This is a genomic window from Pseudomonas soli, assembly GCF_021283165.2.
GTDB classification, from domain to species: domain Bacteria; phylum Pseudomonadota; class Gammaproteobacteria; order Pseudomonadales; family Pseudomonadaceae; genus Aquipseudomonas; species Aquipseudomonas soli.
The window spans coordinates 4,763,789-4,779,439 of sequence record NZ_CP128543.1; the positions used below are offsets into that span (position 1 = coordinate 4,763,789).

Consider the following 15,651-nt stretch of genomic DNA (forward strand, 5'->3'; position numbering starts at 1 on the left):
ATCAACGGGCTTGGTTCATGCGCTCGATGACCTGGCGGGTGATGTCGTACTGAGGCTTGACATCGATGACCGCGCCACGCTCGAGCACCAGGTCGAAGCCGCCCTTCTTGATCACTTCCTCGACAGCGCCATCAAGCTTGGGCTTGAGCTGCTTGAGCATGTCGCGATCGGCCACGGCCTTGGCTTCGTTGAGTTCCTTGGACTGGAACTGGAAGTCGCGGGCCTTTTGCTTGAACTCGAGCTCGAGGCGCTCGCGCTCTGGCTGAGGCATCTTGTCGCCGCCCTTGATCAGACGGTCCTGGATGCCCTTGGCGCTGCTTTCCAGGCCCTTGAGCTTGGTCAGTTGCGGGCCGAATTTCTTCTCCGCGTCAACGGCGTACTTCTTGGCCGCATCGGATTCCAGCAGGGCCATCTGATAGTTCAGCACGGCAACTTTCATTTCGGCGAAAGCCGGGGTGGCGACCAGCGCCGCGGCCACGAGGGCCAGTTGAGTCAACTTACGCACGATGCACTCCTGGATAATCCGTTGTCGTTATGCAAGGGCCGACCTCAGAAGGTCTGGCCCAGAGAGAATTGGAACACTTGCGTGTCGGCGTCGTCCGGTTTCTTGATCGGCATCGCCAGGCTGAAGCTCAGCGGGCCCAGCGCGGTGATCCAGGTTACGCCCAGACCGACGGAGCTGGCCATGTCCGAGAAACCGACCTTGGTGCAATCCGGCTTGGAACCGCAGTTGGTGTCGAACACGTTACCCACGTCCCAGAACACGGAGGTGCGCAGCGAACGCTGGTCCTTGACGAACGGCAGCGGGAACAGCAGCTCCACACCACCCTGAACGAGGACGTTACCACCGAACGGCAGCGGATCCTGGTCCGGGTCGGCGATGGTGCCCTGGTTGCCGGTCACGGCCGCGCCACGGCTCGGCGTACTGCGTGGGCCCAGGGTGCTGTCCTTGAAGCCACGCACGGAGTTGAAGCCGCCCGCGTAGTAGTTCTCGTAGAACGGCAGACCATTGGTCGAACCATAGCCGTCACCGTAGCCCAGCTCGGTGTGCAGGCGCAGGGTGTAGTCATTGTTGATCGGCTTGAACAGCTGGCCACGGTAGTCGAGCTTGTAGAACGACAGGTCGCTGCCCGGCACGGTGGTCTCGAGGGTCAGGCTCTGCGAGTGACCACGGGTGGCAAGCACGCCCTTGTTCAGGGTCGACTCGGACCAGCCGATCGAAGCCTTGAAGTTGAGGAAGTTGTCGCCTTCGTCCTGGATGAACTTGAAGATCTCATCGACGGTGTAGCGGCCGGTCTTCAACTTGTCCTGCTGCACGGTCAGGCCGTAAGTCAGGCGCGAGGTCTCGCTGATCGGGTAGCCGAGGCTGACACCGGCACCCAAACTGTCCACCGCATAGCTGGCCACGTCGACGTCGAGGTCGTCGTAGTCGGTGCTGCGGTAGAAGGCGTTGTAGCCCAGGCTCACACCATCGGGGGTGAAGTAGGGATCGACGTAGCCGAAGTTGTAGCGGGTCTGGTATTCGGAGCGGGTCAGGCCGATGGAGACCTTGTTACCGGTACCCAGGAAGTTGTTCTGGCTGATCGAGCCACCGAGGATCAGGCCCGCGCTCTGGGCGAAACCGACGCTGGCGGTGATCGAGCCGGAGGCCTGCTCTTCGACGCTGTAGTTGACGTCGACCTGGTCATCGGTGCCCGGCACCGGCGGCGTCTCGACGTTGACTTCCTTGAAGAAGCCCAGGCGCTCGAGGCGGGTCTTGGATTGGTCGATGAGGTAGGTCGACGCCCAGCCGCCTTCCATCTGGCGCATTTCGCGGCGCAGCACTTCGTCTTCGGTCTTGGTGTTGCCGCGGTAGTTGATGCGGTTGACGTAGGCACGCTTGCCCGGATCGACGACGAACATGATGTCGACGGTGTGATCCTGGTCGTTCGGTTGCGGCACGCCGTTGACGTTGGCGAAGGTATAGCCTTCGTTACCCAGGCGACGGGTGATCAGGTCGGACGTGGTGGTCATCACCTTGCGCGAGAACACCTGGCCAGGCTGCACCAGCAGCAGCGACTTGACCTGGTCTTCCGGCACTTTCAGGTCACCGGACAGCTTGACGTCGCGTACGGTGTACTTCTCGCCTTCATTGATGTTGACGGTAATGTAGACGTGCTTCTTGTCCGGAGTGATCGACACCTGGGTGGAGGCGATGTCCATGTTGATGTAGCCGCGGTCCAGGTAGTAGGAACGCAGGCGCTCCAGGTCACCAGACAGTTTTTCGCGGGCGTACTTGTCGTCGTTCTTGAAGAACGACAGCCAGTTGGTGGTCTTGAGTTCGAACAGCTGGCCGAGGGTCTCGTCGTCGAAGACCGTGTTGCCCACCACGTTGATGTGCTGGATCGCGGCCACGGTACCTTCGTTGATCTTGATCTTCAGGCCGACACGGTTGCGCGGTTGCGGCACGACCTCGGCGTCAACTTCAGCGGAGTAGCGGCCCTGGGCCACATACTGGCGCTGCAGCTCGTTACGCACGCCTTCCAGCGTCGCGCGCTGGAAAATCTCGCCCTCGGCCAGGCCCGACTGCTTGAGCCCCTTCATCAGGTCTTCGGTGCTGATCGCCTTGTTGCCTTCGATCTCGATGCTCGACACCGAAGGGCGCTCGACCACGTTGATGATCAGGACATTGCCGTCGCGGTTCAGCTGGATGTCCTGGAAAAAGCCGGTTTTGAACAGCGAGCGAGTGGAGTCCACCAGACGGCGGTCGTCGACCTGGTCACCGACGTTCAGCGGCAACGCGCCAAACACGCTGCCGGCGGAAACCCGCTGCAGGCCGTTGACACGAATATCGGAGATGGTGAAGGACTCGGCGTGAACTTCAGCGATCATCAGTGCGGAGAGCACCGCAGTTAGCAGCAGACGTTTCATGAAGTCCTTTTATTCCAACTGGCAATAAACAACCCGCCGCAAAGAAAGCGGCAGGTTTCGCGATTGAGCGAAGCTTTTATAGTCGACCCAGATCGTTGATCAGGGCGAGCAACATCACCCCAACGACCAAACTGATACCGATCTGGACCCCCCAACCTTGCACCCGATCCGAGAGTGGACGACCGCGCGCCCACTCGATCAGGTAGAACAGCAAATGCCCCCCATCCAGTACGGGGATGGGCAGCAGGTTCAGAACCCCTAGGCTTATGCTCAGGTAGGCCAGGAAATTCAGGAAATCCCCAACGCCCGACTGGGCTGAAGCGCCCGCCACTTTAGCAATGGTTATCGGTCCGCTCAAGTTTTTTACCGAGAGCTCTCCGAACAGCATTTTCTTCAGCGATTCGAGGGTCAGGACGCTCATGTTCCATGTGCGGGACAAGCCCTCGCCCACCGCCTCCAGCGGGCCGTAACTGACCTCGCGGAGCATCTTCGCCGGCCATTCGCCGGCCTTGACCCCGGCGCCGAGGTAACCACCGGATGCCTGGCCTTCGCCCTTGCGCGCCAGGGTGACCGGTACTTCGAGCGTCGCGCCGTCGCGCTCGATGCTCAGGCTCACCGTACGCTCGGGGCGAGCACGGACCGCGTCGACCACCTGCTGCCAGTCGCCCAGCGCCACACCGTCGAGTGCCAGGAGCTTGTCACCGGTCTTGAGCCCGGCGGCAGCGGCCGGCCCTTTTGGATCGATCTCCGCCAGCACCGGAACCATCGCAGGTCGCCACGGGCGCAGCCCCAGTGACTGGATCGGGTCAGGCTCATCGGCGCCTTTAAGCCAATTGTTCAGAGTAATGTCGAGCTGGCGCTCGGTCGTTGCGCCTTCGTCGAGCACGCCCACTCGCAGCGTGCCGCTCTCGCCAAGGCGACGTACCAACTGCAGGTTGACCGCCGACCAGCCGTTGGTCGGCTTGCCATCGATGGAAACGATTTCCTGGCCGACGCCCAGCCCGGCGCTGGCCGCAAGGCTGCCCGCCTCGACCGCGCCAATGACCGGGCGCACCTGCTGCGAGCCGAGCATGGCCAGCACCCAGAAGAACAGGATGGCGAGTAGGAAGTTGGCGACCGGGCCGGCCGCCACGATGGCGATGCGCTGGCGTACCGATTTACGGTTGAACGATTGCTCGATCAGCGCCGCAGGCACCTCGCCCTCGCGCTCGTCGAGCATCTTGACGTAGCCGCCCAAAGGAATCGCGGCGACAACGAACTCGGTGCCCTGGCGATCGTGCCAGCGCAGCAACGGCGTGCCGAAGCCCACCGAGAAACGCAGGACCTTGACCCCGCAGCGCCGCGCCACCCAGAAGTGGCCGAACTCGTGGAAGGTGACCAGCACGCCGAGCGCAATCAGCGTGCCGACAATCATGTAGAGCGCAGTCATGTCCTATCTCCGGATGACATTCGGCGGAGCCGGCCGCAGGCTTCAGCGGCCGTGGCGTCGCAACCATTCCCGGGACAGCTCCCGGGCACGCTGGTCGGCGGCGAATACCGCGTCGAGCGTGGGCAATGCCACCACAGGCTCCTGGTCGAGCACCTGTTCGATCATACCCGCGATCTCCGGGAAGCGGATACGCCGCTGGAGAAACGCTTCGACAGCCACTTCATTGGCGGCATTGAGCACCGCCGGCGCACTGTTGCCCGCCTCGGCAGCCTGACGCGCCAGGCGCAGGCATGGGAAGCGCTGTTCGTCGGGGGCCTGGAAATCCAGACGGGCGATGGCGAACAGGTCCAGCGGCGCCACGCCCGAATCGATGCGCTCCGGCCAGGCCAGGGCATTGGAGATCGGCGTGCGCATGTCCGGGTTGCCTAACTGGGCAAGCACCGAGCCATCGACATAGTCCACCAACGAGTGAATGACGCTCTGCGGATGCACAACCACTTCAACCTGCGAAGGCTTGGCGTCGAACAGCCAGCAGGCCTCGATCAGTTCCAGGCCTTTGTTCAACATGCTCGCCGAGTCGACCGAAATCTTGCGCCCCATGGACCAGTTCGGATGGGCGCAGGCTTGTTCCGGCGTGACATCCAGCAAAGCTTCGGCCGGGGTTTCGCGGAACGGGCCGCCAGAGGCAGTCAGCAGGATCCGACGCACGCCGACAGCACCCAGGCCACGGGCGTAGTCACCGGGCATGCACTGGAATATCGCGTTGTGTTCGCTGTCGATCGGCAGCAGCACCGCGCCGCTGCGCTGCACCGCCTGCATGAACAGGGCCCCGGACATCACCAGGGCTTCCTTGTTGGCCAACAGCACCTTCTTGCCCGCCTCGACCGCGGCCAGGGTCGGACGCAGGCCGGCAGCGCCGACGATGGCGGCCATCACGGTATCGACCTCCGATGCAGAGGCGACCTGGCACAGCCCGGCCTCACCTTCCAGCACCTCGGTGGCACATCCGGCCTTGGCCAGCCCCGCGCGCAGCCGCCCGGCCGCCTCGGCGCTCGGCACCACGGCATAGGCCGGGCAATGGCGCTCGCACAGGGCCAGCAGTTCGTCGATGCGCGAATAGCCGCTCAAGGCGAACACCTGGTAACGGTCAGGGTGGCGAGCGATGACGTCCAGCGTGCTCAAGCCAATGGAGCCGGTGGCCCCCAGCACGGTAATGCGTTGCACGCGACTCACATCACACCCCACTCAGCCGCCCACAACAGTACGGCAAACATCGGAATCGCCGCAGTCAGGCTATCGATGCGATCAAGCACGCCACCATGGCCCGGCAACAGGTTGCTGCTGTCCTTGATGCCTTCACGACGCTTGAACATGCTCTCGGTCAGGTCGCCGACCACCGAGGACATCACCACCACCACGGCGCCCAGCAAGCCCAGCAGCACCTGACCGACACTCCAGTCACGGGCAATGCCCACGCCCAAGGTGATCAGCAGGCTGACCGCGAGACCGCCATACACGCCCTCCCAGCTCTTGCCCGGGCTGACCTGTGGCGCCAGCTTGCGCTTGCCGAAGGCACGGCCGGAGAAATAGGCGCCGATATCAGCCGCCCAGACCAGCACCATGACCGCCAGGATCAGCCAGTTGCCCAGCGGCCAGTGCTTGAGCAGCACCAGGCCCTGCCAGGCGGGTAGCAACACCAGCAGGCCGATCAGCAGGCGACAGGCGGCACTACTCCACAGCTCGCCGCTGCGCGGATAGGTGAGCACCAACCACGTGGCCAGCGCCCACCAGATCACCGAAGCGCCCAGCACCCAGGGCGCAAGGTCGGGCATCAGGTAGAGCAGCATCAGCCCGCCCGCGACCACGGTGGCGTAGGCGATACGCAGCGGCTGCGCCACCAGGCCGGCCAGGCGCGCCCATTCCCAGGCGCCGAGCGTCACCACGAAACCGATGAAGAGGGCGAAATCCCCACCATTGAGCAGGAAGAAACCACCCACCGCGATCGGCAGCAGGATCAGGGCGGTTATGATGCGTTGTTTAAGCATTAAGCACGGGCTCCGGCTTCGACCTGCTCGCTGGTCTTACCGAAGCGGCGCTGGCGCGAAGCGAAATCGGCCAGCGCATTGCGCATGGCCTCGTGTTTGAAGTCCGGCCAATAGAGGTCGGAGAAGTACAGCTCGGCGTAGGCCAGCTGCCACAAGAGGAAATTGCTGATGCGGTGCTCGCCACCGGTGCGGATGCACAGGTCGGGCAATGGCAGGTCGCCCGTGACCAGGCAGGTCTGCAGCAGATCCGGGGTGATGTCGTCCGGGCGCAGATGACCGGCCTGCACTTCACGCGCCAGGCGCTGGGCAGCCTGGGCGATATCCCACTGGCCACCGTAGTTGGCGGCGATCTGCAGGATGAAGCGGTTGCTGCCGGCGGTCGCAGCCTCGGCCTCGCGCATCGCAGCCTGGAGTTCAGGGTGGAAGCGTGAGCGGTCGCCGATAATGCGCAGGCTGATGTTGTTATCGTTCAGGCGCTTGGCCTCGCGGCGCAGCGCCTTGAAGAACAGGTCCATGAGGGCACTGACTTCGTCCGCCGGTCGCTGCCAGTTCTCACTGGAGAACGCGAACAGCGTGAGCACCTCGACCTTGGCCTCGGCGCACACTTCGATCACGGCGCGTACCGCATCGACACCCGCTTTATGCCCGGCAACGCCGGGCATGAAGCGCTTCTTCGCCCAGCGATTATTCCCATCCATGATGATCGCCACGTGACGCGGCACCACGGAGGGCACAGTCTGCTTGGTCTTTTCCATGAAGGTGTCCTGACCCTTAGATGGCCATCAGGTCCTTTTCTTTATCATCGGTAGCCTTGGCGATCTTCGCCTCGTAATCCTTGATCAGCTTGTCGATTTCGGCACTGGCACGACGCTCTTCGTCTTCACTGATTTCCTTGTCCTTGGACAGCTTCTTCAGGTCACTCATGGCGTCACGACGAATGTTGCGCACGGCAACTCGGGCATCCTCGGCTGCGGCGCGGGCCTGCTTGGTGAAGCCCTTGCGGGTTTCCTCGGTCAGCGGGGGCATGTTGACCAGCAGCAACTCGCCCAGATTGGTCGGATTGAGGTTCAAGCCGGCACTGCCGATGGCCTTGTCGATGGCGCCCAGCATGTTGCGCTCGAAAGGCACCACTTGCAGGGTCTGGTTGTCTTTCACGGTCACGCTGGCCACGCCGGCCAGCGGGGTGTCGGTGCCATAGTAAGGCACCATCACGCTGCCCAGGACGCTCGGGTGCGCCTTGCCGGTGCGGATCTGGCCAAATGCGTGGATCAGCGACTCCAGCGACTTTTGCATGCGCGCCTGGGCGTCTTTCTTGATTTCGTTGATCATTTTTGAACTTCCTCGATCAGAGTTCCTTCCGCGCCGCCATGCACGATGTTCAGCAGGGCGCCGGGCTTGTTCATGTTGAAGACGCGCAACGGCATCTTGTGATCGCGGCACAGGCAGATTGCCGTCAGGTCCATTACACCCAGCTTGCGATCCAGCACTTCATCGTAGGACAGATGATCGAACTTCTCGGCATGCGGGTCCTTGAATGGATCTGCAGTGTATACACCATCGACTTTGGTTGCCTTCAATACCACGTCGGCATCGATTTCGATGGCGCGCAGGCAAGCGGCGGAGTCGGTGGTGAAGAACGGGTTGCCGGTACCGGCAGCGAAGATCACGACTTCTTTCGAGTTCAGGTGGCGCATGGCCTTGCGGCGATCATAGTGATCGGTTACACCGACCATGGAGATGGCCGACATGACGATCGCGGTGATGTTCGCCCGCTCCAGCGCGTCGCGCATGGCCAGTGCGTTCATCACGGTGGCCAGCATGCCCATGTGGTCGCCAGTGACCCGATCCATGCCGGCTGCGCTGAGCGCCGCACCACGGAACAGGTTGCCACCACCGATCACCAGGCCGACCTGGACGCCGATGCCGACCAGTTGGCCGACTTCCAGCGCCATGCGATCCAGGACCTTGGGGTCGATCCCGAACTCTTCCGAGCCCATCAGGGCCTCGCCGCTAAGTTTGAGTAGAATGCGTTTATAGCGAGCCTGATGACCACTGCCCTGCTGAGCCATTGCGAATCTCTCCTGCGGCGTTTGTAAAAATCTGGCTGGCTGTTTTCAGCCTGCGCGTAACTCTAGCGTGACGCAGCTACTGCGTCAGCGAGCAGCGGTCTGGTAAACCACTCCCGCTTTGACAAAGAGGCTGCGCGCGTGAGCGGGCAGCCTCTTTGGGGCGACAGACGACTCCGTCTTACTGCTTGGCGGCAGCTACCTGGGCGGCAACTTCGGCAGCGAAGTCGTCAACCGGCTTCTCGATACCTTCGCCAACCTTGAAGTAGGTGAAGGAAACGATTTCGGCACCGGCTTTCTTGGCCAGCGCGCCGACCTTGACTTCCGGATCCATCACGAAGGCTTGCTCTTTCAGCGAGGCTTCGGCCTTGAACTTGGAGATACGACCGTTGATCATGTTTTCAACGATGTTTTCCGGCTTGCCGGCGATCTTGTCGGCGTTCAGCTGCAGGAAGACGTTCTTCTCGCGCTCGATGGCCTCGGCGGAGATTTCCGACGCGTCCAGGAACTCTGGGTTCGAAGCGGCAACGTGCATGGCGATGTTCTTGGCCAGATCGACGTCACCGCCTTTCAGGACAACAACTGCACCGATCTTGTTACCGTGCAGGTAGGCACCGACAACGTCACCCTCAACGCGCACCAGGCGACGGATGTTGACGTTTTCGCCGCACTTGGCGACCAGGGCTTCACGAGCAGCTTCACGCGAAGCGATCAGCGGAGCGGCGTCGGTCAGCTTCTCGGCGAAGGCCTGTTCGATGCTTTCGGCAACGAAGTTCTTGAAGTCGTCTTGCAGGGCCAGGAAGTCGGTCTGCGAGTTCACTTCCAGCAGGACGGCGGATTTACCGTCGGTCTTGACGGCGATGGCGCCTTCGGCGGCAACGTTGCCAGCCTTCTTGGCGGCCTTGATGGCGCCCGAGGCACGCATGTCGTCAATGGCTTTCTCGATGTCGCCGCCGGCCTTTTCCAGGGCCTTCTTGCAATCCATCATGCCTTCGCCGGTACGCTCGCGCAGTTCTTTGACCAGCGCTGCAGTAATTGCTGCCATTTCAAAATCCTCTTGGAAAGTTTTTCAACCATTCCACCCGTTCGTCACGGGCGTTAAATTCTGCAAATCCGCTGTTTTATACCTCAGCCGGCCCATGATGCGGGGCCTTCGCTGACAGCAGGATTTCAAGGTGGCAAAAAGGGGGCAAAGCCCCCTTTTTGCGTGCCAAGTAGACGCTAAGCGTCAATTACTCGGCAGCAGGTGCAGCCGCTTCTTCAACATAGACTTCAGTGCCGCCGGCAACGTTGTTGCGGCCGCGGATGACGGCGTCGGCCATCGAAGTCATGTACAGCTCGATAGCGCGGATGGCGTCATCGTTACCTGGGATGATGTAGTCAACACCTTCAGGGCTGCTGTTGGTATCGACAACGCCGATAACCGGGATGCCCAGCTTGTTGGCTTCGGTGATGGCAATGCGCTCGTGGTCGACGTCGATCACGAACAGAGCATCAGGCAGACCGCCCATGTCCTTGATACCACCCAGGCTGCGGTCCAGCTTCTCCAGATCGCGCGAACGCATCAGAGCTTCTTTCTTGGTCAGCTTGGTGAAAGTACCATCTTCGGCCTGGGTTTCCAGGTCACGCAGACGCTTGATCGAAGCGCGGATGGTCTTGTAGTTGGTCAGCATGCCGCCCAACCAGCGGTGATCAACGTATGGCGAACCGCAACGAGCTGCTTGCTCGGCGACGATCTTGCCGGCGGAACGCTTGGTGCCGACGAACATGATCTTGTTCTTGCCCTGGGCCAGGCGCTCTACGAAGGACAGAGCCTCGTTGAACATCGGCAGGGTTTTTTCCAGGTTGATGATGTGGATCTTGTTGCGCGCGCCGAAAATGTACTTGCCCATTTTCGGGTTCCAGTAACGGGTCTGGTGGCCGAAGTGCACACCGGCCTTCAGCATATCGCGCATGTTGACTTGGGACATGATAGTTCCTTGATAAGTCGGGTTGGGCCTCCACGTATCCCAATGACCAACCCGTGTTTCCAGGGAAACCGGGCACCCAGGCCATCGTGTCGACACGTGTGTGGGTTTGAGCTGACGGAGGACATCCCCCGAAAGCGGCGCATTTTATACCACAGCCGGCGAGCGAACGGAACCCGGATAATGCTTCGTCCGTCAGCGGCTTTTGCAGCCCCCGCCTTTTGGGGCCAGAATGCCCTCAATAGGCCACCGGATCTGCTGGACTATCCCGACAGATCGCCGCCGCGCTCTGGTAGAATCCGGCCTTTCCCGTTTGTTCGCGCCGCGCGCGGCGCCGTAGAGAGCCTGTAATGACCGTCACCATCAAGACCGCAGAAGACATCGAGAAGATGCGCATCGCCGGCCGCCTGGCCGCCGAAGTGCTGGAAATGATCGAGCCACACGTCAAGCCCGGTATCACCACCGAGGAGCTCGACCGCCTCTGCCACGACTACATCGTCAACGAGCAGAAGGCCATCCCGGCGCCGCTGAACTACAAGGGCTTCCCCAAGTCGATCTGCACCTCGATCAACCACGTGGTCTGCCATGGCATCCCCAATGACAAGGCACTCAAGGATGGCGACACCATCAACATCGACGTGACCGTGATCAAGGACGGCTACCACGGCGACACCAGCCGCATGTTCCATGTCGGCACCGTCGCGCCGTGGGCCGAGCGCCTGTCCAAGGTCACCCAGGAGTGCCTGTACAAGGCCATCGAACTGGTCAAGCCCGGCTGCCGCCTGGGCGACATCGGCGAGGTGATCCAGAAGCACGCCGAGAAGAATGGTTTCTCGGTGGTCCGCGAGTTCTGCGGCCACGGCATCGGCAAGGTGTTCCACGAAGAACCGCAGATCGTCCACTACGGCCGTGCCGGTACCGGCATGGAGCTCAAGGAAGGCATGACCTTCACCATCGAGCCGATGATCAACCAGGGCAAGGCCGACACCAAGGTACTGGGCGACGGCTGGACCGCCATCACCAAGGACCGCAAACTCTCGGCCCAGTGGGAACACACCCTGGTGGTGACCGCCACCGGCTACGAGATCTTCACCCTGCGCAAGGACGACACCATCCCGCGCACCTCGGCCTGATACTGAACGACAGGAACGCGACTCGATGCCCCAGGTGGATCCCGAGCTGTTCGACCGTGGCCAGTTCCAGGCGGAACTGGCCCTCAAGGCAAGCCCCATCGCCGCTTTCAAGAAGGCCATACGCATGGCCGGCGAGGTGCTCGACAAGCGTTTTCGCGAAGGCCGCGAGATCCGCCGGCTGATCGAGGACCGCGCCTGGTTCGTCGACAACATCCTGCAACAGGCCTGGCACCAGTTCAGCTGGGGCGCGCCAGGCGGCATCGCCCTGGTGGCGGTGGGCGGCTACGGCCGCGGCGAGCTGCATCCGTATTCGGACATCGACCTGCTGATCCTGCTCGACGCCGCCGAACACGAGCAGTACCGCGATGCCATCGAGCGCTTCCTCACCCTGCTCTGGGACATCGGCCTGGAGGTCGGTCAGAGCGTGCGCACCGTCGACGAGTGCGCCGAGCAGGCCCGGGCCGACCTCACGGTCATCACCAACCTGATGGAAAGCCGCACCATCGCCGGCCCCGAGGCCCTGCGCCAGCGCATGCTCGACGCCACCAGCACCGCGCACATGTGGCCCAGCAAAGAGTTCTTCCTGGCCAAACGTGCCGAACTCAAGGCCCGCCATCACAAGTACAACGACACCGAGTACAACCTCGAGCCCAACGTCAAGGGCGGCCCGGGCGGCCTGCGCGACATCCAGACCGTGCTCTGGGTAGCCAGGCGCCAGTACGGCACGCTGAACCTGCACGCGCTGGCGGGCGAGGACTTCCTGCTGGAGAGCGAAAACGAGCTACTGGCCTCGTCCCAGGCCTTCCTCTGGCGTGTGCGCTACGCCCTGCACATGCTCGCCGGGCGCGCCGAAGACCGCCTGCTGTTCGACCACCAGCGCAGCATCGCCACGCTGCTGGGCTACACCGACGAGAACCCCAAACGCGCCATCGAACAGTTCATGCAGCAGTACTACCGGGTGGTGATGAGCATCAGCCAGCTGTGCGACCTGATCATCCAGCATTTCGAGGAGGTGATCCTGGCCGACGACGACAGCGGCGCCACGCAGCCCGTCAACGCCCGGTTCCGTCTGCACGATGGCTATATAGAAGCGGTCAACCCGAACGTTTTCAGGCGCACCCCGTTCGCCATGCTGGAAATCTTCGTACTGATGGCCCAGCATCCCGAAATCAAGGGCGTGCGTGCCGACACCGTGCGCCTGCTGCGCGAACATCGCCACCTGATCGACGACAAGTTCCGCCACGATATCCGCAACACGAGCCTGTTCATCGAGCTGTTCAAGTGCGAGATAGGCATCCACCGCAATCTGCGGCGGATGAATCGCTACGGCATCCTTGGCCGCTACCTGCCGGAGTTCGGCCTGATCGTCGGGCAGATGCAGCACGACCTGTTCCACATCTACACGGTCGATGCCCACACCCTCAACCTGATCAAGCATCTGCGCAAACTGCAATACACGCCGGTCTCGGAGAAATTCCCGCTGGCCAGCAAGCTCATGGGCCGCCTGCCAAAGCCCGAGCTGATCTACCTGGCCGGCCTGTACCACGACATCGGCAAAGGTCGCCAGGGCGATCACTCCGAACTGGGCGCGGTGGATGCGCAGCAGTTCTGCGAACGGCACCAACTGCCCGCCTGGGACAGCCGCCTGATCGCCTGGCTGGTGCTGAACCACCTTGTGATGTCCACCACCGCCCAGCGCAAGGACCTCTCCGACCCGCAGGTGATCAACGATTTCGCCCTGCATGTCGGTGACGAGACGCGGCTGGACTACCTCTACGTGCTGACCGTGGCCGATATCAACGCCACCAACCCCAGCCTGTGGAACTCCTGGCGGGCGAGCCTGCTGCGCCAGCTCTATACGGAGACCAAGCGCGCCCTGCGCCGCGGGCTGGAAAACCCACTGGACCGCGAAGAGCAGATCCGCCAGACCCAGAGCGCGGCACTGGATATCCTGATACGCGAAGGCACAGACCCGGACGATGTCGAGCAGCTTTGGTCGCAGCTGGGCGACGACTACTTCCTCAAGCACACTGCCGCGGATGTGGCCTGGCACAGCGATGCGATCCTCCAGCAACCGGCCGATGGCGGCCCGCTGGTGCTGATCAAGGAAACCACGCAGCGCGAGTTCGAGGGCGGCACGCAGATCTTCATCTACGCCCCCGACCAGCACGACTTCTTCGCCGTGACCGTGGCCGCCATGGCCCAGCTTAACCTGAACATTCATGATGCCCGGATCATCACCTCGAGCAGCCAGTTCACCCTCGACACCTATATCGTGCTCGACAACGACGGCGGCTCGATCGGCGACAATCCCAAGCGGGTCAGCCAGATCCGTGACGGCCTGACCAGCGCTTTGCGCAACCCCGAGGACTACCCGGCGATCATCCAGCGCCGGGTGCCACGCCAGCTCAAGCACTTCGACTTCCCGCCGCAGGTGACCATCCTCAACGATGCCCAGCGCCCGGTGACCATCCTCGAGATCACTGCGCCCGATCGCCCCGGCCTGCTGGCCAGGATCGGGCGGATCTTCCTCGAGTTCGACATCTCGCTGCAGAACGCCAAGATCGCCACCCTCGGCGAGCGCGTGGAAGACGTGTTCTTCATCACCGACGCCGATAACCAGCCGCTGTCCGACCCGCAGCTATGCAGCCGCCTGCAGGAAGCCATCGTCCAGCAGTTGCAGGCCGGTCAGGCCAGCGACGCCAGCCCTACCCGCATGACCTTTTGACGCTAACGAGACCTTGCGCCGATGAACCACGCCATGACCCAGCTCCAGCCCTACCCGTTCGAGAAACTGCGCGCCCTGCTGGGCACCGTGAAACCGGCAGCCGACAAGCGTGCCATCGCCTTGTCGATCGGTGAGCCGAAGCATGAATCGCCGGCGTTCGTCGCCAAGGCCATGGCCGACAACCTCGACAAGCTGGCGGTCTACCCCAGCACCCTCGGCCTGCCGGCCTTGCGCCAGGCAATTGCTCAGTGGTGCCAGACGCGCTTCGGCGTGCCGGCGGGCTGGTTGGACGCCGAGCGTCATATCCTGCCGGTCAATGGCACCCGCGAAGCGCTGTTCGCCTTCACCCAGGCCGTGGTCAACCGCGAAGACGACGGGCTGGTGGTCAGCCCCAACCCGTTCTACCAGATCTACGAAGGCGCGGCCCTGCTGGCCGGCGCCACCCCGCACTACCTGCCATGCCTGGAAAGCAACGGCTTCAACCCCGACTTCGATGCCGTGCCGGCCGAGACCTGGGAGCGCTGCCAGATCCTGTTCCTGTGCTCCCCAGGCAATCCCACGGGTGCCCTGGTGCCGATGGACACCCTGAAAAAACTGATCGCCCTTGCCGACAAACACGACTTCGTGATCGCCGCCGACGAGTGCTACAGCGAACTGTACTTCGACGAGGACGCACCGCCACCGGGCCTGCTGAGTGCATGCGCAGCGCTTGGCCGTAGTGACTTCAAGCGCTGCGTGGTGTTCCACAGCCTGTCCAAGCGCTCCAACCTGCCAGGCCTGCGCTCGGGCTTCGTGGCCGGGGACGCCGAGATCATCAAGCCGTTCCTGCTGTATCGCACCTATCACGGATGCGCCATGCCGGTGCAAACCCAGCTCGCCAGCATTGCCGCCTGGCAGGATGAGGCCCACGTGCGCGAGAACCGCGACCAGTACCGCGCCAAATACGACGCCGTGCTCGGCATCCTGCAGCCGGTAATGGATGTGCAGCGCCCGGATGGCAGCTTCTACCTGTGGGCCAAGGTGGCGGGCAGCGATGCCGATTTTACCCGCGACCTGTTCGAGGCCGAGCATGTCACGGTGGTACCGGGCTCGTACCTGTCCCGTGAGGTGGACGGGGTCAACCCGGGCGCCGGGCGCGTGCGCATGGCGCTGGTCGCGCCGCTGGCCGAGTGCATCGAGGCCGCCGAGAGAATTCGGGACTTCCTGCACAACCGTTGAGTTGCATGGGGGCGCCCTGCGCCCCCTGCTTCACTAGGCTCTGTACGAAAAGTCTTGAGACGCAGGTCAGGCAAGGCGAAAACAGCCGAGGAACGGCCGGGGTCGCGCCCGACTGTACTGGAGTACATGAGCATTCCGAGGCTGTTTTCAACGCA

Annotated in this window: 13 protein-coding genes; 3 read left to right on the forward strand and 10 right to left on the reverse strand. The window is 62.6% G+C overall.

The features are described from left to right. Position 1 precedes the first annotated feature (1 nt). The 10 genes from LU688_RS22000 to rpsB all read right to left on the reverse strand — a co-directional run bounded on the left by LU688_RS22000 (position 2) and on the right by rpsB (position 10,420). The gene (locus LU688_RS22000; RefSeq protein WP_023629834.1) at positions 2-505 is read right to left on the reverse strand and encodes an OmpH/Skp family outer membrane protein; all 504 of its coding nucleotides are present in this window, start codon (positions 503-505) and stop codon (positions 2-4) included. 44 nt (positions 506-549) lie between these two features. Further along, positions 550-2,910: an outer membrane protein assembly factor BamA gene (bamA, locus tag LU688_RS22005; protein ID WP_094012423.1), complete on the reverse strand. Its 2,361-nt coding sequence runs from the start codon at positions 2,908-2,910 to the stop codon at positions 550-552. A 76-nt stretch (positions 2,911-2,986) separates the two neighbouring features. Beyond that, positions 2,987-4,339 (reverse strand): RIP metalloprotease RseP, encoded by a 1,353-nt coding sequence (gene rseP / locus LU688_RS22010; protein WP_094012424.1) that lies wholly within the window; start codon positions 4,337-4,339, stop codon positions 2,987-2,989. Positions 4,340-4,381: 42 nt separating this feature from the next. After that, positions 4,382-5,572 (reverse strand): 1-deoxy-D-xylulose-5-phosphate reductoisomerase, encoded by a 1,191-nt coding sequence (gene ispC, locus LU688_RS22015; protein ID WP_094012425.1) that lies wholly within the window; start codon positions 5,570-5,572, stop codon positions 4,382-4,384. Continuing rightward, the gene (locus tag LU688_RS22020) at positions 5,569-6,384 is read right to left on the reverse strand and encodes a phosphatidate cytidylyltransferase (RefSeq protein WP_104444982.1); all 816 of its coding nucleotides are present in this window, start codon (positions 6,382-6,384) and stop codon (positions 5,569-5,571) included. The genes ispC and LU688_RS22020 overlap by 4 nt, the downstream gene beginning before the upstream one ends. Then, the gene (uppS, locus tag LU688_RS22025) at positions 6,384-7,139 is read right to left on the reverse strand and encodes a polyprenyl diphosphate synthase (RefSeq protein WP_046854395.1); all 756 of its coding nucleotides are present in this window, start codon (positions 7,137-7,139) and stop codon (positions 6,384-6,386) included. Before uppS ends, LU688_RS22020 begins: the two co-directional genes overlap by 1 nt. Before the next feature lie 16 nt (positions 7,140-7,155). After that, positions 7,156-7,713 carry a ribosome recycling factor gene (gene frr / locus LU688_RS22030; protein ID WP_094011636.1) on the reverse strand — a complete coding sequence of 186 codons (558 nt, stop codon included), beginning with the start codon at positions 7,711-7,713 and terminating at the stop codon, positions 7,156-7,158. Next, a complete protein-coding gene (gene pyrH, locus LU688_RS22035) occupies positions 7,710-8,453 on the reverse strand; it encodes a UMP kinase (RefSeq protein ID WP_023629889.1) in 744 nt (247 codons plus the stop codon). The genes frr and pyrH overlap by 4 nt, the downstream gene beginning before the upstream one ends. Before the next feature lie 178 nt (positions 8,454-8,631). Then, on the reverse strand, positions 8,632-9,495 hold the full coding sequence (tsf, locus tag LU688_RS22040; RefSeq protein ID WP_023629890.1) for a translation elongation factor Ts: 864 nt from the start codon (positions 9,493-9,495) through the stop codon (positions 8,632-8,634). Between the two features lie 187 nt (positions 9,496-9,682). Beyond that, the gene (rpsB, locus tag LU688_RS22045) at positions 9,683-10,420 is read right to left on the reverse strand and encodes a 30S ribosomal protein S2 (protein WP_023629884.1); all 738 of its coding nucleotides are present in this window, start codon (positions 10,418-10,420) and stop codon (positions 9,683-9,685) included. Between the two features lie 347 nt (positions 10,421-10,767). Between rpsB and map the strand changes: the two genes are divergently transcribed. From map to dapC, 3 genes are read left to right on the forward strand one after another with little or no spacing between them, the layout of a single operon-like run. Then, positions 10,768-11,550 (forward strand): type I methionyl aminopeptidase, encoded by a 783-nt coding sequence (map, locus tag LU688_RS22050; protein WP_094011637.1) that lies wholly within the window; start codon positions 10,768-10,770, stop codon positions 11,548-11,550. 25 nt (positions 11,551-11,575) lie between these two features. Next, on the forward strand, positions 11,576-14,278 hold the full coding sequence (locus tag LU688_RS22055) for a [protein-PII] uridylyltransferase (RefSeq protein ID WP_094011638.1): 2,703 nt from the start codon (positions 11,576-11,578) through the stop codon (positions 14,276-14,278). Positions 14,279-14,299: 21 nt separating this feature from the next. Further along, complete coding sequence (dapC, locus tag LU688_RS22060; protein WP_094011639.1) at positions 14,300-15,496, forward strand: succinyldiaminopimelate transaminase; 1,197 nt, start codon at positions 14,300-14,302, stop codon at positions 15,494-15,496. Positions 15,497-15,651 lie beyond the last annotated feature (155 nt).

Excerpts from the sequence above, each read along its gene's own strand:
- dapC (WP_094011639.1), top strand. The coding sequence starts at position 14,300 with ATGAACCACGCCATGACCCAGCTCCAGCCCTACCCGTTCGAGAAACTG.
- LU688_RS22020 (WP_104444982.1), bottom strand. The coding sequence starts at position 6,384 with ATGCTTAAACAACGCATCATAACCGCCCTGATCCTGCTGCCGATCGCG.
- pyrH (WP_023629889.1), bottom strand. The coding sequence starts at position 8,453 with ATGGCTCAGCAGGGCAGTGGTCATCAGGCTCGCTATAAACGCATTCTA.
- LU688_RS22055 (WP_094011638.1), top strand. The coding sequence starts at position 11,576 with ATGCCCCAGGTGGATCCCGAGCTGTTCGACCGTGGCCAGTTCCAGGCG.
- tsf (WP_023629890.1), bottom strand. The coding sequence starts at position 9,495 with ATGGCAGCAATTACTGCAGCGCTGGTCAAAGAACTGCGCGAGCGTACC.
- bamA (WP_094012423.1), bottom strand. The coding sequence starts at position 2,910 with ATGAAACGTCTGCTGCTAACTGCGGTGCTCTCCGCACTGATGATCGCT.
- frr (WP_094011636.1), bottom strand. The coding sequence starts at position 7,713 with ATGATCAACGAAATCAAGAAAGACGCCCAGGCGCGCATGCAAAAGTCG.
- map (WP_094011637.1), top strand. The coding sequence starts at position 10,768 with ATGACCGTCACCATCAAGACCGCAGAAGACATCGAGAAGATGCGCATC.
- rpsB (WP_023629884.1), bottom strand. The coding sequence starts at position 10,420 with ATGTCCCAAGTCAACATGCGCGATATGCTGAAGGCCGGTGTGCACTTC.
- rseP (WP_094012424.1), bottom strand. The coding sequence starts at position 4,339 with ATGACTGCGCTCTACATGATTGTCGGCACGCTGATTGCGCTCGGCGTG.
- uppS (WP_046854395.1), bottom strand. The coding sequence starts at position 7,139 with ATGGAAAAGACCAAGCAGACTGTGCCCTCCGTGGTGCCGCGTCACGTG.